Origin of the sequence: Bacillus cereus group sp. BfR-BA-01356 (assembly GCF_022663635.1) — a bacterium.
GTDB classification, from domain to species: Bacteria; Bacillota; Bacilli; order Bacillales; family Bacillaceae_G; genus Bacillus_A; species Bacillus_A cereus.
Window position 1 is genome coordinate 1 of record NZ_JAKUFX010000138.1, and the last position, 15025, is coordinate 15025.

The following is a 15025-nucleotide window of genomic DNA, read 5'->3' on the forward strand; positions in this document are numbered from 1 at the left end:
TATCTAGAAATATCTTGAGACGTCCAAGTATTTTCTTTATTACTGGACTCTTATTAGAGAGTAAAACTAAGCCTGAGATAGGGCTTAAATATTAATATACGAGGGGGATTTTATTATGTCACAACAAGTTACAATGTCATTTTCAGTAGTACCACAAGCGAAAACGAAAGATGTATATTCTGTTGTCGATAAAGCAATTGAAGTTGTGCAACAATCGGGAGTTCGTTATGAAGTAGGGGCAATGGAAACAACTTTGGAAGGAGAATTAGATGTACTTCTTGATGTCGTTAAACGTGCGCAACAAGCTTGCGTCGATGCTGGAGCAGAAGAAGTGATTACTTCTATTAAAATCCATTATCGTCCAAGCACTGGTGTAACGATAGATGAAAAGGTTTGGAAGTACCGTGATGAATATGCAAAACCAGAAGCAATCTAAACTTATTACAACTATTTGGCTTATCCTTCTCATTGCGATATGGGAAGGATCTGTTTCATTATTTAAAATCGAACCGTGGATTTTACCAAAGCCTTCTGCCATTGTTCAAGAATTAATTGGGATGAAAGATTTACTATTACCAAATACGATGCAAACACTGCAGGAAGTTATAATTGGACTATTTTTTGCAATTTTATTGGGGACGAGCATCGCAATTATTATGGACGTTATACCGTTATTTCGTATTTTAATAAATCCATTGCTTGTTATTTCGCAAACAATTCCAATTGTTGTACTTGCACCGCTATTTATTATTTGGTTTGGATATGGGATGTTGCCGAAAGTAATGGTCGTAATACTCGTTTGTTTCTTCCCAATTGCGCTTAGTATTTTAGAAGGTTTTCAAACAGTAGATAAAAACATGCTGAAACTGTTACAAACAATGAAGGCGACAAAATGGCAAGTTTACCAGAAAGTAAAATTTCCAGCAGTGCTTCCATACTTTTTCTCAGGTTTAAAAATTGCAGTTACATATAGCGTAATGGGGGCAATTATCGGAGAATGGCTCGGTGCAAGTGAAGGATTAGGCGTTATGCTTACGAGGGCTACAAAATCCTTTTTGACTGCCCGAGTATTTGGGGTTGCAGCAATCATCGTTATGGTGACATTATGCCTGTATTTTATCGTAGAGTTTATGGCAAGAATAACAGCACCATGGATATATAGAAAGGACGGCAGAAAATGAAAAAAGGTTTGAAAGTTATGTTAGCTGCCTTAGTAGCGGTAGGTGTGGCTGGATGTAATCCGGCGAAGAAAGAAGAAAGTGCAAGTAAAGATCAAAAAGTAAAAGTAGTATTAGATTGGTTTCCAAATACGAATCATACTGGCTTGTATGTAGCGCAAACGAAAGATTATTACAAAAAGCAAGGATTAGATGTAGAAATTATTCAACCAGGTGACAATGTAACAGCAGAGCAAATGATAGCATCAGGAAAAGCAGACTTCGCAATAAGCGCACAAGAAAATGTAACGTTAGCTCGTGTAGAAGGAATTCCTGTTGTATCTGTAGGAGCGATTATTCAGCATAACACTTCAGCGTTTGCATCGCCTAAGAAAGATAATATGACGTCACCGAAAGATTTTGAAGGTAAACGTTACGGCGGCTGGGGAGGACCAGCGGAAGAAGCGACATTAAAGACGATTATGGATAAACATCAAGCTGATTTTAATAAAGTTGAAAAAATCATCTTAGGACAAACAGATTTCTTTAAATCAATTGGCCGTGATGCAGATTTTGAATGGATTTATTACGGTTGGGATGGGATTGAAGCGAAGCGTCAAGGAAAAGAGTTAAATACGATTATGGTGAAGGACTTAGATCCAGCGCTTGATTTCTATAGTCCTGTTATTATTACGAGTGAAAAACATACGAAGCAAGATAAAGACTTTGTGAAAAAGTTTATGAGTGCAACGACAGAAGGTTATAATTTTGCAATTAAGGAACCGAAAGAAGCTGCTGATATTTTAATTAAAGCTGTTCCAGATGTAAATAAAGATTTAGTTCAAGAAAGCCAAAAATGGTTAAGTACGAAGTATCAAGATGATGCTAAAGCATGGGGAGTACAGAAGGAAGAAATTTGGACGAATTACATGAATTTCTTATATGACAACAAAGTTATTAAAAAGAAAATCGATGTAAAAGATGCTTTTACAAATGAATTCCTTCCAAGTGAAAAATGAGCGGATTACAAATAAAAAATATAGTGAAATCTTTCGACGGAAAGAATGTATTAGAGAATATTAGTGCCTCTATACAAGAGGGAGAGTTTGTTTCCTTTGTAGGACCGAGTGGTTGCGGGAAAAGCACATTATTAAACATGATTGCAAATGTTGAAAAACCAACAAGCGGGAACGTAACGTATAACGATAAGCAAGTACAAGAGCAAGATGTTGTTAGTTATATGCCACAACAAGATTTATTACTACCGTGGCGATCAGCTTTGCAAAATATCGTTCTTCCGTTAGAAATTGAAGGAAAGCCGAAAAAACAAAGGCTGACAGAAGGAATGGAAGCATTAAAGCAGTTCGAACTAGATGAATATGCAGACCATTATCCAGATGAATTATCTGGTGGTATGCGTCAAAGAATTAGTTTTCTGCGCACATATTTATGTGAAAAGCCAATTATGCTGCTTGATGAGCCTTTTGGTAAATTAGATGCATTTACAAAAATGGAAGTACATAGCTGGCTTTTAAACTCTTGGCATCAAGAAAAGCAAACAATCGTTATGGTGACACATGACTTAGATGAGGCAATCTTGCTTTCAGATCGCGTATTTATTTTATCTCAAAGACCAGCGTCAATAGTTGGCGAGGTACAAGTGAAATTACCTAGGCCGAGAACGATGGATATGTTAACATCACTCGAATTAAAAAAGGATAAAGAAGAGATTTTAAGTGTGTTAGCTCCTTATATGAAAAAATAGAAAAAGCTGATGTTTTAATTTTAGACGAACCGACTAATCATTTGGATGTAGAAACTAAGATGGCTTTACAGGAAGCGTTACAACAATACAAGGGAACGGTTTTAATTGTCTCACATGAACCTTCTTTCTATGAATCGTGGATAACAAAAGTATGGAATATAGAAGATTGGAATACTGAACAATATGAATAAAGAAAAGGCATTAGCTTTTAGGAGCTAATGCCTTTTCTTTGTGATTAACATGATTTTCGAGAACTCTTACATGAGAATTGTATGAAGAAGCACTCTTATGGTGCGCTTATAAGCGTGCTTTTTCTTTTGTTATATTTATAATACGAAAGCCTTTCCCTAACAGGTGACTATCTTTCTTTATATATATAGATAGTTCAAAATGGAATGAAAATAATTCCTTTATGTAAAGGATAATATGGATATTATAGGAAGACAATAGAAATTAAAGGAAATTCATGTAAAATTCAAATGAACTTCATATAAACTTCATATTAGAAATTAAATATAATTATAATAGGTTATTATGATATTTTTGATTTTTCGTAAAATTAAAAGTTTGAATTTAGGAGGTATTGCTCAAACCTAAATTCAAACTTTAGTGAATTAATTAATGGATATTACGTCTAGTTTTCGCTAATGACGGTATTTAAAAGTTCGGCAGGATTACCTGTTCCTGCACCGCCAATTGTAATAGATCCACCAGGAGGAATTTCACCATTCCATCCTGCGTTCGTAATTACATAATGATTATTTGTTTTACTACTAATTTTAGAATCCCAAACTTGTGTTAAATTACCGCTATAATCAAATTCTAATTTCCAATTTTTAATAGGAGTCGTTCCATTATTTTTGATTATAATCGAGAAGTTATAACCGCTGCCCCAATTCGAAGTGACTGAAAATGTAGCAGTACCATTTCCATCAGGAGGTGTCGTATTAGCTTCATCCGTTTTGACAGTAAGAGCGGTAGGTTGTGATTTATTTCCAGCAGCATCTTTGGCAATTATTGAAAATGTGTATTCCGTATTAGGTTTTAAGTTTTTAATTGTAATGCTATTTGTTGTTGTACTCCATTTCTCTTCTCCAGCAGTAATTTCATATTCCGTAACTCCTACGTTATCAGTAGATACAGTCCAGTTTAATTGAACTGAGTTTGAACTTTTATTCGTAACTACAATGTTTTTAACATTCGTTGGTGGCTCAGTATCTTTTTGACTAATAGGTCCACCAAGTAATTCTTTTACTAGCGTATCAAGTAATTTTGGACCACTGCAACTATATTTTGGACTTGTACGGCAATCTCCGCTTAGTTCCCAAAACATTGCTCCACTTAAACCTTTCGTCTTTATATAGTCTGTTTTGTATTTCATAGATTCATTGTCATCGTAGCTAATAAATGTGCCTGTAGTTGCATTATATAAGTAAGGTACTTTAGCTGTGTCATTCCAGTAGCGTACAAAACCATTTTTATTAACGTAATTGGCTGCTAAATCACCGTAATCATACACACCTGTGTCACCGGTAGAGTAATCATCCCAAGTACCTTTAGAAGCAAGTTTCCCATCACTACCTGGTTTGCAAGGTTGATATTGTCCGTTATTTTCTTTGCCACAACTTTTCCAGCCACGTCCGTAAAAGGGTACGCCTAATACTAGTTTATCGACTGGAACACCTTCATTTGTATAAACATTTATAGCACCATCTACGTAAAAATTCGTATTTGCTGCTGGGTCATTTGGATCCTTATATAGAGCTGCATTATGATTAGAAGTAGCTTCCCATCCGCCGTGGAAATCATATGTCATAATATTAATCCAATCGAGTATTTGAGAAATTTTCTTTAGTTCTGTATGATCAGCGTAGCGTTGACTTGCACCTGAAGCGATTGTTAGTAAATATTGTTTGCCATCTTCAGCACCTGCTTTATTCAAAGCATTTCGGACATCTTGAAGAAGGAGAGTGAAATTTTGTTTATCTTCAGGACGATAACTACCACCAGGAATCGTTTCAACGCCCGGATATTCCCAGTCTAAATCTACGCCATCAAACCCATATGCGCGAAGAAAAGCTACTGTAGATTCAGCAAATACTTTTCTTGTTTTTTCATCAGCGGCCATATCAGAAAAGCGGTTAGACCAAGTCCAGCCACCAACGGAAATAATTGTTTTTAAGTGAGGATATTTAGCTTTTAATCGTTTTAGTTCCCCGAAATTTCCGCAACGGGCATATTTATCGCAATCTTCCCAAGTTGTCCCTGAGCCAGGATACGATTTGGTAACATCAGCCCATGGTTCACCGAGTACGAGAGTACCATTAGGAACCTCTTTATTTTGCAATGGTACACCAGATTCTTTACAGTTCCACGTTTGTTTATTTGGATTATCAGGATGAGTAGAAGGGTTTCCATGTTTTCCATTCCAACAAATATCCGCGAAAGCATAGTTAAGGTGAGTAAGCTTTGATGCATCAATGTCAGCAACTTGATAATTACGTCCGTAAACGCCCCACGAAGGAAAGTACCCAACAATTTTTTGACTTTGCTTTGGTGAATCTGCTAATGCGAGATTTGGAGTAATAAAATTTGTGAGAAAAAGAGGTAAGAAAAGTAGTAGAGATAGTAATAGCAGTGTGAATTTTTGAGACCTCATAGCCATTTCTCCTTTCAAAATAAAAGATATATTTAAAGGCATACGCCAATAAATCAAAATGAATCTAGACGTGTGAAACGTCTAGATAAAATGATCAGACATCACGAAGTCTATACAAGGGAGCTGGGGGTGATTAAATCGTAACAAATGTAAGATTTAGTGTAAACGCTTTATTAAGTTGAAAAAGACTTTCTCAATACAAAAAGGCTTAAATACAAACTATATATGAAAACGAACAATCGGTATGGGAGGAAAAAGCTCATTATAAATAAATTTGAGAAAAAATTGTATGGAGCCAATTATTAAAGACGTAGAAAGATAAGGAAATATCATGTAAAATAATAGTAAAAATATGTAAAGGAGGGAATAGTGTGGATGTGTTTTTGAACATTGCTGAAGAAAAAATTCGACAAGCAATACGGAATGGTGATCTTGATTATCTTCCGGGAAAAGGAAAACCACTACAATTAGAAGATCTTTCAATGGTACCTCCAGAACTTAGAATGAGTTATAAAATTTTAAAAAATGCGGGAATGATTCCACCAGAAATGGAACTACAAAAAGATATATTAAAAATAGAGGATCTAATTGCTTGCTGTTATGATGAAGAAGAGAGAAAGAAATTACGAGAAGAGTTAACAGCAAAAACGCTTCGTTTTCAGCAGGTAATGGAAAAGAGAAAGATTAAAGATAGTTCAGCTTTTCGTATGTATCAAGATAAAGTATTTCGTAAATTACGCTAAGAGGGATAAGATGACTACATTTAAAACGATAGAAGAATTAGCGAACTATATCGAAGAACAACAATTGGTACTTGTGTTTATTAAAACGGAAAATTGTGGTGTTTGTGATGTTATGCTAAGAAAAGTAAATTGCGTATTAGAGAATTATGATTACGTAGAGAAAATAGAGATATTACTACAAGACATGCAAGAGATTGCGGGGCGATATGGGGTATTTACAGGGCCAACAATTTTATTATTTCATAATGGAAAAGAAATTTTTCGTGAATCACGCTTCATTTCACTTGAAAATCTAGAGAGAATCATTCAATTATTCGAGGAATAGGGGAGGCTTTTATATGGGATTTATTATTGTCATACTATTATTTGTTGTAGTTGGAATAATCGTAACAGCAGTTCGATCGAACAAAAAGAAGGTGAACTTGGCGAAACAAAATAACATACATAATTCATCTAACAGCTCATCACCATTATTTTTCTTTGCTGGATCGGATAATGATAGCTCGCATGATGGCGGTTCACATGATTGTGGAGGGTCTTTTGGGGGAGATAGCGGGGGAAGCTGCGGTGGCGGTGGTGATTGATGAAAATGCGCCTTATATAGGCGTATTTCTTTTTAAACAAACGTTTGATTAGTCGGCTTACATATGCATAAACACAGTTAAACAAACGTTTGATTAATATTTTTAACATACTAAGGGGAATGGAAATGAAAAGGGAACCGAAAGTGAAAAATAAGGGGAAAATAGTGTTATTTTTATTAGCTGCGGGAGGCGTGTTTTTTGTTAAATTAGCATTTAAGTTTGGAACCATACATATGATTCGAACTTGGTTTGAAAGTACGTTTTCTTAAATAAGGAATATAGCCTCTTGCGATAGAGGTTTTTGATTTGTTATTATTAAACTGAACGGTCGGTTTAAAGAGGTGTGAATATGAGAAGAAGCGCAGAAGAGATAAAGAAAGAAATTGCATATAAAGCAAAAAGTCTATTTTCACAGAAAGGCTACGCAGCTACATCTATGGAAGAGATTTGTGAAATTACAGAGCGAAGTAAAGGAAGCATTTATTATCACTTTAAAAGTAAAGAAGAATTATTTTTATTTGTAGTGAAACAGCATACGTATGATTGGGTTGAAAAATGGAATGAAAAAGAGAAGTTGTATAGCACTAGTACTGAAAAATTATATGGTCTCGCGGAATATCATGTAGAGGACATACAGCAACCAATTTCAAATGCAATAGAGGAATTCTCTATGAGTCAAGTTGTAAGTAAAGAGATTTTGGAGGAACTATTAGCTTTAACTAGAGAATCATATGTTATGTTTGAGAAATTAATTGAAGCAGGTATACAGTCTGGAGAGTTCCGTGAAGATAATACTCGTGATCTTATGTATATTGTGAATGGATTATTATCAGGGCTTGGAGTACTTTACTACGAGCTAGATTATAAAGAGTTGAAGCGTATTTATAAAAAGGCAATAGATGTATTGTTAAAAGGAATGGCAGCTGAATAATAGGTCAGTTGCTTTTCTTACAAAATAAAATAGACCGAACGGTCGGTCTGTAAAAGGGGGATGAAAATGAACGCTTTATTTAAAAACCGAGCATTTATGCTCGTTATGGCATCTGATATTTTACAACAATTTGCAATTTGGATCAGAAATATGGCTCTTTTATATTTCATAATGGAGCGAACGAATAATGATCCGGTTTCTGTTTCTTTGTTATCAGTTATGGAATATGCACCTATTTTTATTTTCTCGTTTATCGGTGGTGCGCTAGCTGATCGCTGGAATCCGAAAAGAACAATGGTCGCTGGAGATGTATTAAGTGTACTGTCTATTATAGGAATTGTCCTGTTGTTAAAGCTGGATTATTGGCAGGCTATATTTTTTGCAACACTCATTTCCGCGATTGTAGGCCAGTTTTCTCAGCCCTCATCTTCGCGCATATTTAAGCGCTATGTAAAAGAAGAAGAGGTAGCAAATGCAATTGCATTTAACCAAACATTACAGTCATTATTTCTGATTTTTGGACCAGTGTTAGGATCGCTTGTGTATACACAACTTGGTTTATTTACGTCACTATATAGCTTAATCATTTTATTTTTGTTATCTGCTATCGCCCTTTCATTCTTACCAAAATGGGTTGAAAAAGAGCAAATGGCGAGAGATTCATTAAAAAATGATATAAAAGAGGGTTGGAAGTATGTTTTTCATACGAAAAATTTACGTATGATTACGATCACTTTTACAATTATGGGTTTAGCTGTTGGATTAACGAATCCATTAGAAGTATTCCTTGTAATTGAACGTTTAGGCATGGAAAAAGAAGCTGTTCAATATTTAGCGGCAGCTGATGGAATAGGTATGTTACTTGGTGGTATTGTTGCTGCAGTTTTCGCTTCAAAAGTGAATCCGAAAAAGATGTTTGTATTCGGTATGGGTATATTAGCGATTTCATTTTTAGTAGAAGGGCTATCTACATCATTTTGGATTACTAGTTTCATGAGATTTGGAACAGGTATTTGTTTAGCTTGTGTTAATATTGTTGTCGGTACGCTTATGATTCAACTTGTACCAGAAAATATGGTTGGAAGAGTAAATGGGACGATTTTACCACTGTTTATAGGGGCAATGCTAATTGGAACTTCATTAGCTGGAGGATTAAAGGAACTAACTTCACTAGTTACTGTGTTTTGTATAGCAATGGCACTTATTTTATTAGCGATAGGGCCAGTTCTACGCATGCAAATAAAGAAAGAAGATGTCGCTAATAAAGAGGCACTAACAAATTCGTTAGCTTCGAAATAACTATTGTAAGGGAGCAATATTGCTCCCTTTTTCTTTGAGGAACTTTTGACAACTATATGAGCCAATTATATACTGATGTTGTAAAAACGATTTTACAGGTTAGGAGCAATGGTGTGAAAAATCAAATCTATGAATTACGCACTGAAAATAATATTTCACAAGGCGCATTAGCTGATAAATGTAAGGTTTCTAGACAAACGATAAATGCAATTGAGAATAATAAATATGATCCAAGTTTAGCGTTAGCGTTCCGTTTAGCTGAAGTATTAGGAACAACTGTTGATAAATTATTTTTGTACAAGCAGTAGAGTCGTTCATTATAAGGCGCACCTTTAAAAATAAAAAAGATCCTCTTCTTATGAGAAGAGGATCTTTTCTTAGAGCGTTTTAGTCTTTGGACTAGGTGGTGTAACGGATGTATTATTTTCTGGAACTCTAGTTAGTAAGAATCCTCCGATAATAAACAGAACAATAATACTAAGAACACCAGCGTTTGTTTTTCCTGTTAATTGGGTTGTAACACCGACTAATACTGGCCCCATAATCGCGGCAAACTTGCCAAATATATTATAAAATCCGAAGAATTCATTAGCAGATTCTTTTGGTACTAGTTTTGCAAAGTATGAACGACTTAGTGCTTGAATACCACCTTGAGATGTAGCAACTAACATTGCTAAAATCCAAAAATCAAGTGTCGTTTTTAAGAAATAAGCATATGTGCAAATAATGATATAAATAATGATACCGACATATAACATTTTTTTGCCAGTAAATGTTTCAGATAATTTTCCGTATAGTAAAGCAAATGGACAAGCGACAATTTGTGTTACAAATAATATGATTAATAGATTCGTTGCACTAATACCGAGATCGGTGCCGTAAGCGGTAGACATAGTAATAATTGTATCGACTCCGTCAATATAGAAAAAGTAAGCGATTAGAAACATAAATACAGTTTTATATTCTTTAATATTTTTAAAAGTATCAGCAAGACGTTTGAAGCTCATTCTAATAGGTCTTGGATGACGCTCAATATAGTGTGTTTGCTCTACGTTTTTTAGCATTGGAATTGTAAATAATCCCCACCAAAGAGCTGTTATTGCAAAGGAAATTTGACTAGCAATGCCGACCGATAAGGGAATAGTTCCTTTTTGGGAAAGAATAATAAGAGCGATACAACCGATAAAAGGAATTGTACTCCCGATATAACCTAATGCAAATCCTCTTGTAGAAATTCGGTCCATTCTATCTTCAGAAGTGACGTCTACTAAAAATGCATCATAGAAAATGTTTGCTCCAGCAAAGCCGATTAAGGCGAGCATATAGCACCCTAGCAATAAGTACCACTGAGAGGTTGGAACGACTGCTAACATACTTGTAAATACGATACCGAGTCCAAAGAAGAATGTGAAAAAACGTTTTTTAAATCCTTTATAATCAGCAACTGTGTCAAGAATAGGAGCAAGTATAGAAATTAAAAGTGTTGCGAATGAGTTTGCATACCCCCAATATGCTGTTGAAGTTGCCCCAGATAGTCCAGCTTCTTTTGCAGCTGCTTTAAAGTAAATTGGAAATAATGCAGTTGTAATGACGAGCGAGTATACAGAGTTCGCCCAATCGTATAATATCCAGCTTTTTTCTTGTCTGGACATTTTTTTCATATAATGTTCCCCCTTAAATTTGTTTTACTAACAGTGTACAAAAATAAAAATTATAAAAAGAGAAACAATGATGAATTTTACATAACTTTTACATATATACACAGTTCTTTACAATTGGAGTAAATCCTCTACAATTGCTCCGTCTGTTTCACCTAAGTGTAAACCGAGTAGTCTAGCGATAGTTGGACCTTCATCAATGAGTCTCATATACGGGACGGTAACGCCACTTTTTATTCCTTTCCCAGCAGCGATAAAAATTGTTTCATAGTTAGGTTTTGTTGGAGAGTATCCATGCGTACCAAATGTATATTTTTTACTAGGCGTAACATCTTTTTCGGTAATTTCTTTTATAAAATCTCCTGTATAGTTTTCAGTGAAATAATACCCTTCTCGTGCTTCTAACATGAATAAACAATTACCGTCTGCACCGCAGTCTTTGGCAGCTTCATCATGAAGTATAAATTCAATTCCGTTTTGTTTATTTTGAAGTAGTTCTTCAAGGAGTAGTTGTACCTCCCGAATTGTATCCGTATCATTTTTGTCCTTTACATATACATAGGCAGAGCCGTCGCAACTTTGGCAATAGGCTTTCCAGTCTACTAATTTTCCTTTTTTATTAAGAGATATAAGTCCTCTTTGATGGAATAGCACATTTAATTGGATGGATTTGTTTTCACTTAAAGCGCTATGATCACCAAGGGCAATAATTGTACTTTCTTCGTATAAGTCACTTTCTTTTAGTGCTTGAATAATTTTCCCTAGACGTTCGTCGTGTCTCTGGATAGCAGCTATTGTTTCGTTAGATTCAAAGCCGTGATAGTGTCTTTGTGTGTCTAAATCGGTGAAATGTACGAACATGACATTAGGCTTTTTCGTCTGGATTGTATGCACAGCAGAGGCGAGGACGAAATCATCCAGCTCTGGTTGTGATAAACCATTTCTTATATGGCCGAAACGACGATTTAAATCTAATTGATATAGTGGACTACCGCTAAATAAGGAAACTAACACTTGATTTTGCCAAGGTCTATTTGGAAAAATTTCTGGTAAATTGTAATCGATGTTCGCTCTTCCAGTAACAGGCCATAGAAGGGCAGCTGTCGTTAAATTTGCTTTGCGCGCTTCATCATACAATGTTGTTCCTTTTATTGATTTTCGATACCAATGCCAATCAGGTGATTCACGCCCTGGTTGAAGTAACGTATTGCTAACAACACCGTGCTTGTTAGGGTAATTACCGGTTACGATTGTTGAGTGGCTTGGATATGTTACAGAAGGATAAATTGGTTCTACTTTTTCGACAACCGTGCCCTTTTTTATTAGAGATTGGAAATGAGGTAGTTTTTGTAGTATAGGAAAATCTAAAGCTGATAAACAGTCGAATGATAAAATAATGACATGGTTTGTTAATGCTTTATCCATAAAGTTCCCTCCTGATTATATAAAACCTATTCTTATATATTACTATTAATACCTGGTAATAAAAAAATATTTTTAGGTGAAAATTTATTATTTATTTTCAGAAAAATTAAACATATAATTAAGTATAAGGGAATCTATGGAAGGAGGAAACACTATGGATTGGTTAGATGGATTTGGTATCTTCTACATCATTGGCGGAGTCACGATTATCCTTGTATTTGCTATTTCATATTTACTAAAGAAACGGTTTCCAGACAAACAGTTCGATATTATATTTGCACTTAGTTTAATACTTCTTTGCTTAGCGTCCTTTCCCGTTACAATGATTGTTATTGGTGGGTGGGAAGGAATGGGATATGGATTTATTGGTTTCTTCGTCCTACTTGGTACACTTATCGGTATGATTGCGCATCAACTTGTGAAAATTACGCGGAAAAGCTACGTATAAAACTGCAAAAAATGAAAAGAATATAAAAATAAGAAAATTCACTCTTGTTTTAGGTTGAAATTTATATTATGATAATCAACAAATTTATTTCGTTATAACGATGAAAAAGGACTAGTACATATTCAACCTTTTTAGCAGAGAGAGAATCCGCCAGGCTGAAAGATTCTTAAAAAGGCAATATGGAACCTGCCTTTGAGTTCTGCATATGCAGCGGGAATTTCCCGTTATCAAAAAGAGAGCATGCGCAATTTTTGTGCATGAATCAGGGTGGTAACGCCGGCAAAGCTCGGTCCCTATTTAGGGACGCGGGCTTTTTTGTATTTTCTAGAAGGAGGAAGACTGACTATGGCAAAAGAACAAGTGCAAGCCATTACGAAGATGGAAGAGGACTTTGCGCAGTGGTATACCGATATTGTAAAAAAAGCCGAACTTGTTGATTATTCAAGTGTAAAAGGGTGCATGATTTTACGTCCGTATGGTTATGCCTTATGGGAGAATATGCAGAAGGTGATGGATGAGAAGTTAAAAGAAACTGGCCATGAAAATGTATATATGCCAATGTTTATCCCAGAGAGTTTATTGCAAAAAGAGAAGGATCATGTTGAAGGATTTGCTCCTGAAGTAGCATGGGTTACACATGGCGGGGATGAAAAGTTAGCGGAAAGACTTTGTGTACGTCCTACATCTGAAACTTTATTCTGTGAGCACTTTTCAAAAATTGTGCAATCCTATAATGATTTGCCAAAGTTATATAATCAGTGGTGTTCAGTAGTTCGTTGGGAGAAGACAACTAGACCATTCCTTCGTACGACTGAATTTTTATGGCAAGAGGGTCATACAATCCATGAAACGGCAGAAGAATCGCAGGCTGAAACATTAAATATTTTAAACTTATATGCTTCTTTCTGTGAGGATTATTTAGCGATACCAGTTATTAAAGGACAAAAAACAGAAAAAGAGAAGTTTGCTGGAGCAAAGGCAACTTATACAATTGAAAGTTTAATGCATGATGGAAAAGCGCTTCAAACAGGAACCTCTCATAACTTTGGGACGAATTTCTCAGAAGCATTTGATATTAAGTTTTTAGATCGTAACGGTAAATGGCAATATGTGCACCAAACATCTTGGGGTGTATCAACAAGAATGATAGGTGGGCTAATAATGGTTCATAGCGATAATAATGGACTTGTAATGCCACCAAAAGTCGCTCCAGTGCAAGTTGTTATTGTACCAATTGCTCAGCATAAAGAAGGAGTTTTAGCAAAAGCAACAGAGTTACAAGGACATATTCAAAAGGTTGCACGAGTAAAAATAGATGCTAGTAATAAAACGCCTGGTTGGAAATTTAATGAGTATGAAATGAAGGGTATTCCAATTCGATTAGAAGTTGGCCCTAAAGATATTGAAAAGAATCAAGTTGTACTTGTAAGAAGAGATACGAAGGAAAAAGAGTTTGTACCAATGGATCAATTAGAAGAACGTATTCCAGCATTACTTGAAGAAATTCATATTGCTTTATTTAATAAAGCAAAAGCATTTCGCGATGAGAATACGTATGTTGCGACAAATTTCGAAGAGATGAAAAAAATAGCTGACGAAAAGCAAGGCTTTATTAAGGCAATGTGGTGCGGGGAATTAGCTTGTGAAGAAAAACTAAAAGAAGAAGTTGGCGTATCTTCACGTTGTATGCCTTTTGAGCAAGAGCATTTAGCTGAAGAATGTATTTGTTGTGGTAAAGAAGCTAAACAAATGGTGTATTGGGGAAAAGCGTATTAATACTTTTTCTGATAGGTGATAAAAGGACTTTGGGCTGCATAATAAAATGTAATCCAAAGTCCTTTTTAGTTTTATACAGTATTTCATGTACTTTTTAGATGGAAGGATGTTGTTCTTATTTTACGTTTTTACGACGAATAAACAGTAACATACCAATTAGGAATGTTGAAAGCCCCATTAAAATAGATATAGGGTAATGCGTTGCAGTATTAGGTAATTTATCACCTTGTTTTTTCGTATTATCTTTTACATTACCCCCTTGAGAACCGTTGCCCTCCTGAGAATTGCTATCGCCTTTAACACGATTGCCACCTTGAGAGCCATTACCCCCTTGAGAACTGCTATCACCTTTAACACGATTGCCACCTTGAGAGCCATTGCCGCCAGAACCGTTACCACCAGAACCGTTACCACCAGAACCGTTACCGCCAGAACCATTGCCACCAGAGCCATTGCCGCCAGAACCGTTACCGCCAGAACCATTGCCACTAGAGCCATTGCCGCCAGAACCGTTGTCACCGGAACCATTGCCACCAGAGCCACTGCCGCCAGAGCCGTTGCCACCAGAACCATTGCCACC

General features: G+C 35.6%; 17 protein-coding genes, 1 pseudogene and 1 other annotated feature. Of the genes and pseudogenes, 14 read left to right on the plus strand and 4 right to left on the minus strand.

Annotated features, from left to right (window positions below; genetic code table 11):
* Positions 1–115 precede the first annotated feature (115 nt).
* From MR168_RS28070 to MR168_RS28090, 5 genes and pseudogenes are all read left to right on the plus strand, one after another.
* Positions 116–436, plus strand: a complete 321-nt coding sequence (locus MR168_RS28070; RefSeq protein ID WP_000082906.1) for an MTH1187 family thiamine-binding protein — start codon at positions 116–118, stop codon at positions 434–436.
* Positions 408–1181, plus strand: a complete 774-nt coding sequence (locus tag MR168_RS28075; RefSeq protein ID WP_001057166.1) for an ABC transporter permease — start codon at positions 408–410, stop codon at positions 1179–1181. The genes MR168_RS28070 and MR168_RS28075 overlap by 29 nt, the downstream gene beginning before the upstream one ends.
* On the plus strand, positions 1178–2176 hold the full coding sequence (locus MR168_RS28080) for an ABC transporter substrate-binding protein (RefSeq protein WP_086412078.1): 999 nt from the start codon (positions 1178–1180) through the stop codon (positions 2174–2176). The genes MR168_RS28075 and MR168_RS28080 overlap by 4 nt, the downstream gene beginning before the upstream one ends.
* Positions 2173–2922, plus strand: coding sequence for an ABC transporter ATP-binding protein (locus MR168_RS28085; protein ID WP_000016084.1), 750 nt, complete (start codon positions 2173–2175; stop codon positions 2920–2922). Before MR168_RS28080 ends, MR168_RS28085 begins: the two co-directional genes overlap by 4 nt.
* Positions 2919–3113: pseudogene (locus tag MR168_RS28090) on the plus strand (P-loop NTPase family protein); the annotation flags it as partial. The gene MR168_RS28085 and the pseudogene MR168_RS28090, both read left to right, overlap by 4 nt.
* 443 nt (positions 3114–3556) lie before the next feature.
* On the opposite strand, the gene MR168_RS28095 reads toward MR168_RS28090, so the two are convergent.
* Positions 3557–5581 (minus strand): glycosyl hydrolase family 18 protein, encoded by a 2025-nt coding sequence (locus MR168_RS28095; protein WP_016121781.1) that lies wholly within the window; start codon positions 5579–5581, stop codon positions 3557–3559.
* A 371-nt stretch (positions 5582–5952) separates the two neighbouring features.
* Here MR168_RS28095 and MR168_RS28100 point away from each other — a divergent pair, with 371 nt between their 5' ends.
* The 7 genes from MR168_RS28100 (at position 5953) to MR168_RS28130 (ending at position 9446) form a co-directional block, all read left to right on the plus strand.
* Positions 5953–6324 (plus strand): DnaJ family domain-containing protein, encoded by a 372-nt coding sequence (locus MR168_RS28100; protein ID WP_000382375.1) that lies wholly within the window; start codon positions 5953–5955, stop codon positions 6322–6324.
* 10 nt (positions 6325–6334) lie between these two features.
* Complete coding sequence (locus tag MR168_RS28105; RefSeq protein WP_016121782.1) at positions 6335–6649, plus strand: thioredoxin family protein; 315 nt, start codon at positions 6335–6337, stop codon at positions 6647–6649.
* A 13-nt stretch (positions 6650–6662) separates the two neighbouring features.
* A complete protein-coding gene (locus tag MR168_RS28110) occupies positions 6663–6908 on the plus strand; it encodes a hypothetical protein (RefSeq protein ID WP_000505774.1) in 246 nt (81 codons plus the stop codon).
* 125 nt (positions 6909–7033) lie between these two features.
* Positions 7034–7177 (plus strand): hypothetical protein, encoded by a 144-nt coding sequence (locus tag MR168_RS28115; protein ID WP_000817973.1) that lies wholly within the window; start codon positions 7034–7036, stop codon positions 7175–7177.
* A gap of 80 nt (positions 7178–7257) precedes the next feature.
* Positions 7258–7839 carry a TetR/AcrR family transcriptional regulator gene (locus tag MR168_RS28120; protein ID WP_001254452.1) on the plus strand — a complete coding sequence of 194 codons (582 nt, stop codon included), beginning with the start codon at positions 7258–7260 and terminating at the stop codon, positions 7837–7839.
* A gap of 66 nt (positions 7840–7905) precedes the next feature.
* Positions 7906–9138, plus strand: a complete 1233-nt coding sequence (locus tag MR168_RS28125; protein ID WP_016121784.1) for an MFS transporter — start codon at positions 7906–7908, stop codon at positions 9136–9138.
* A gap of 56 nt (positions 9139–9194) precedes the next feature.
* A complete protein-coding gene (locus MR168_RS28130; protein ID WP_002023181.1) occupies positions 9195–9446 on the plus strand; it encodes a helix-turn-helix transcriptional regulator in 252 nt (83 codons plus the stop codon).
* 69 nt (positions 9447–9515) lie between these two features.
* On the opposite strand, the gene MR168_RS28135 is transcribed toward MR168_RS28130, so the two are convergent.
* Both MR168_RS28135 and MR168_RS28140 read right to left on the minus strand, forming a co-directional pair.
* Entirely contained in the window at positions 9516–10799 is a 1284-nt protein-coding gene (locus tag MR168_RS28135) for an MFS transporter (RefSeq protein ID WP_086412077.1), read from the minus strand.
* Between the two features lie 108 nt (positions 10800–10907).
* Positions 10908–12221, minus strand: a complete 1314-nt coding sequence (locus tag MR168_RS28140; RefSeq protein ID WP_016121785.1) for an alkaline phosphatase family protein — start codon at positions 12219–12221, stop codon at positions 10908–10910.
* A 154-nt stretch (positions 12222–12375) separates the two neighbouring features.
* On the opposite strand from MR168_RS28140, the gene MR168_RS28145 reads away from it, so the two are divergent.
* Both MR168_RS28145 and proS read left to right on the plus strand, forming a co-directional pair.
* The gene (locus MR168_RS28145) at positions 12376–12669 is read left to right on the plus strand and encodes a YesK-like family protein (protein ID WP_016121786.1); all 294 of its coding nucleotides are present in this window, start codon (positions 12376–12378) and stop codon (positions 12667–12669) included.
* Between the two features lie 91 nt (positions 12670–12760).
* Positions 12761–12967: a binding site (T-box leader), on the plus strand.
* A gap of 47 nt (positions 12968–13014) precedes the next feature.
* Positions 13015–14445, plus strand: coding sequence for a proline--tRNA ligase (gene proS / locus MR168_RS28150; protein ID WP_086412076.1), 1431 nt, complete (start codon positions 13015–13017; stop codon positions 14443–14445).
* Between the two features lie 115 nt (positions 14446–14560).
* Here proS and MR168_RS28155 read toward each other — a convergent pair.
* Positions 14561–15025, minus strand: a 465-nt coding sequence (locus MR168_RS28155) for an LPXTG cell wall anchor domain-containing protein (RefSeq protein ID WP_242291664.1), incomplete at its 5' end; no start/stop codon positions are given.

Coding starts and splice junctions, on each gene's coding strand:
- MR168_RS28120 (WP_001254452.1), top strand. CDS start 7,258: ATGAGAAGAAGCGCAGAAGAGATAAAGAAAGAAATTGCATATAAAGCA.
- MR168_RS28145 (WP_016121786.1), top strand. CDS start 12,376: ATGGATTGGTTAGATGGATTTGGTATCTTCTACATCATTGGCGGAGTC.
- MR168_RS28075 (WP_001057166.1), top strand. CDS start 408: ATGAATATGCAAAACCAGAAGCAATCTAAACTTATTACAACTATTTGG.
- MR168_RS28115 (WP_000817973.1), top strand. CDS start 7,034: ATGAAAAGGGAACCGAAAGTGAAAAATAAGGGGAAAATAGTGTTATTT.
- MR168_RS28070 (WP_000082906.1), top strand. CDS start 116: ATGTCACAACAAGTTACAATGTCATTTTCAGTAGTACCACAAGCGAAA.
- MR168_RS28135 (WP_086412077.1), bottom strand. CDS start 10,799: ATGAAAAAAATGTCCAGACAAGAAAAAAGCTGGATATTATACGATTGG.
- MR168_RS28085 (WP_000016084.1), top strand. CDS start 2,173: ATGAGCGGATTACAAATAAAAAATATAGTGAAATCTTTCGACGGAAAG.
- proS (WP_086412076.1), top strand. CDS start 13,015: ATGGCAAAAGAACAAGTGCAAGCCATTACGAAGATGGAAGAGGACTTT.
- MR168_RS28105 (WP_016121782.1), top strand. CDS start 6,335: ATGACTACATTTAAAACGATAGAAGAATTAGCGAACTATATCGAAGAA.
- MR168_RS28095 (WP_016121781.1), bottom strand. CDS start 5,581: ATGAGGTCTCAAAAATTCACACTGCTATTACTATCTCTACTACTTTTC.
- MR168_RS28130 (WP_002023181.1), top strand. CDS start 9,195: ATGAGCCAATTATATACTGATGTTGTAAAAACGATTTTACAGGTTAGG.
- MR168_RS28110 (WP_000505774.1), top strand. CDS start 6,663: ATGGGATTTATTATTGTCATACTATTATTTGTTGTAGTTGGAATAATC.
- MR168_RS28140 (WP_016121785.1), bottom strand. CDS start 12,221: ATGGATAAAGCATTAACAAACCATGTCATTATTTTATCATTCGACTGT.
- MR168_RS28080 (WP_086412078.1), top strand. CDS start 1,178: ATGAAAAAAGGTTTGAAAGTTATGTTAGCTGCCTTAGTAGCGGTAGGT.
- MR168_RS28125 (WP_016121784.1), top strand. CDS start 7,906: ATGAACGCTTTATTTAAAAACCGAGCATTTATGCTCGTTATGGCATCT.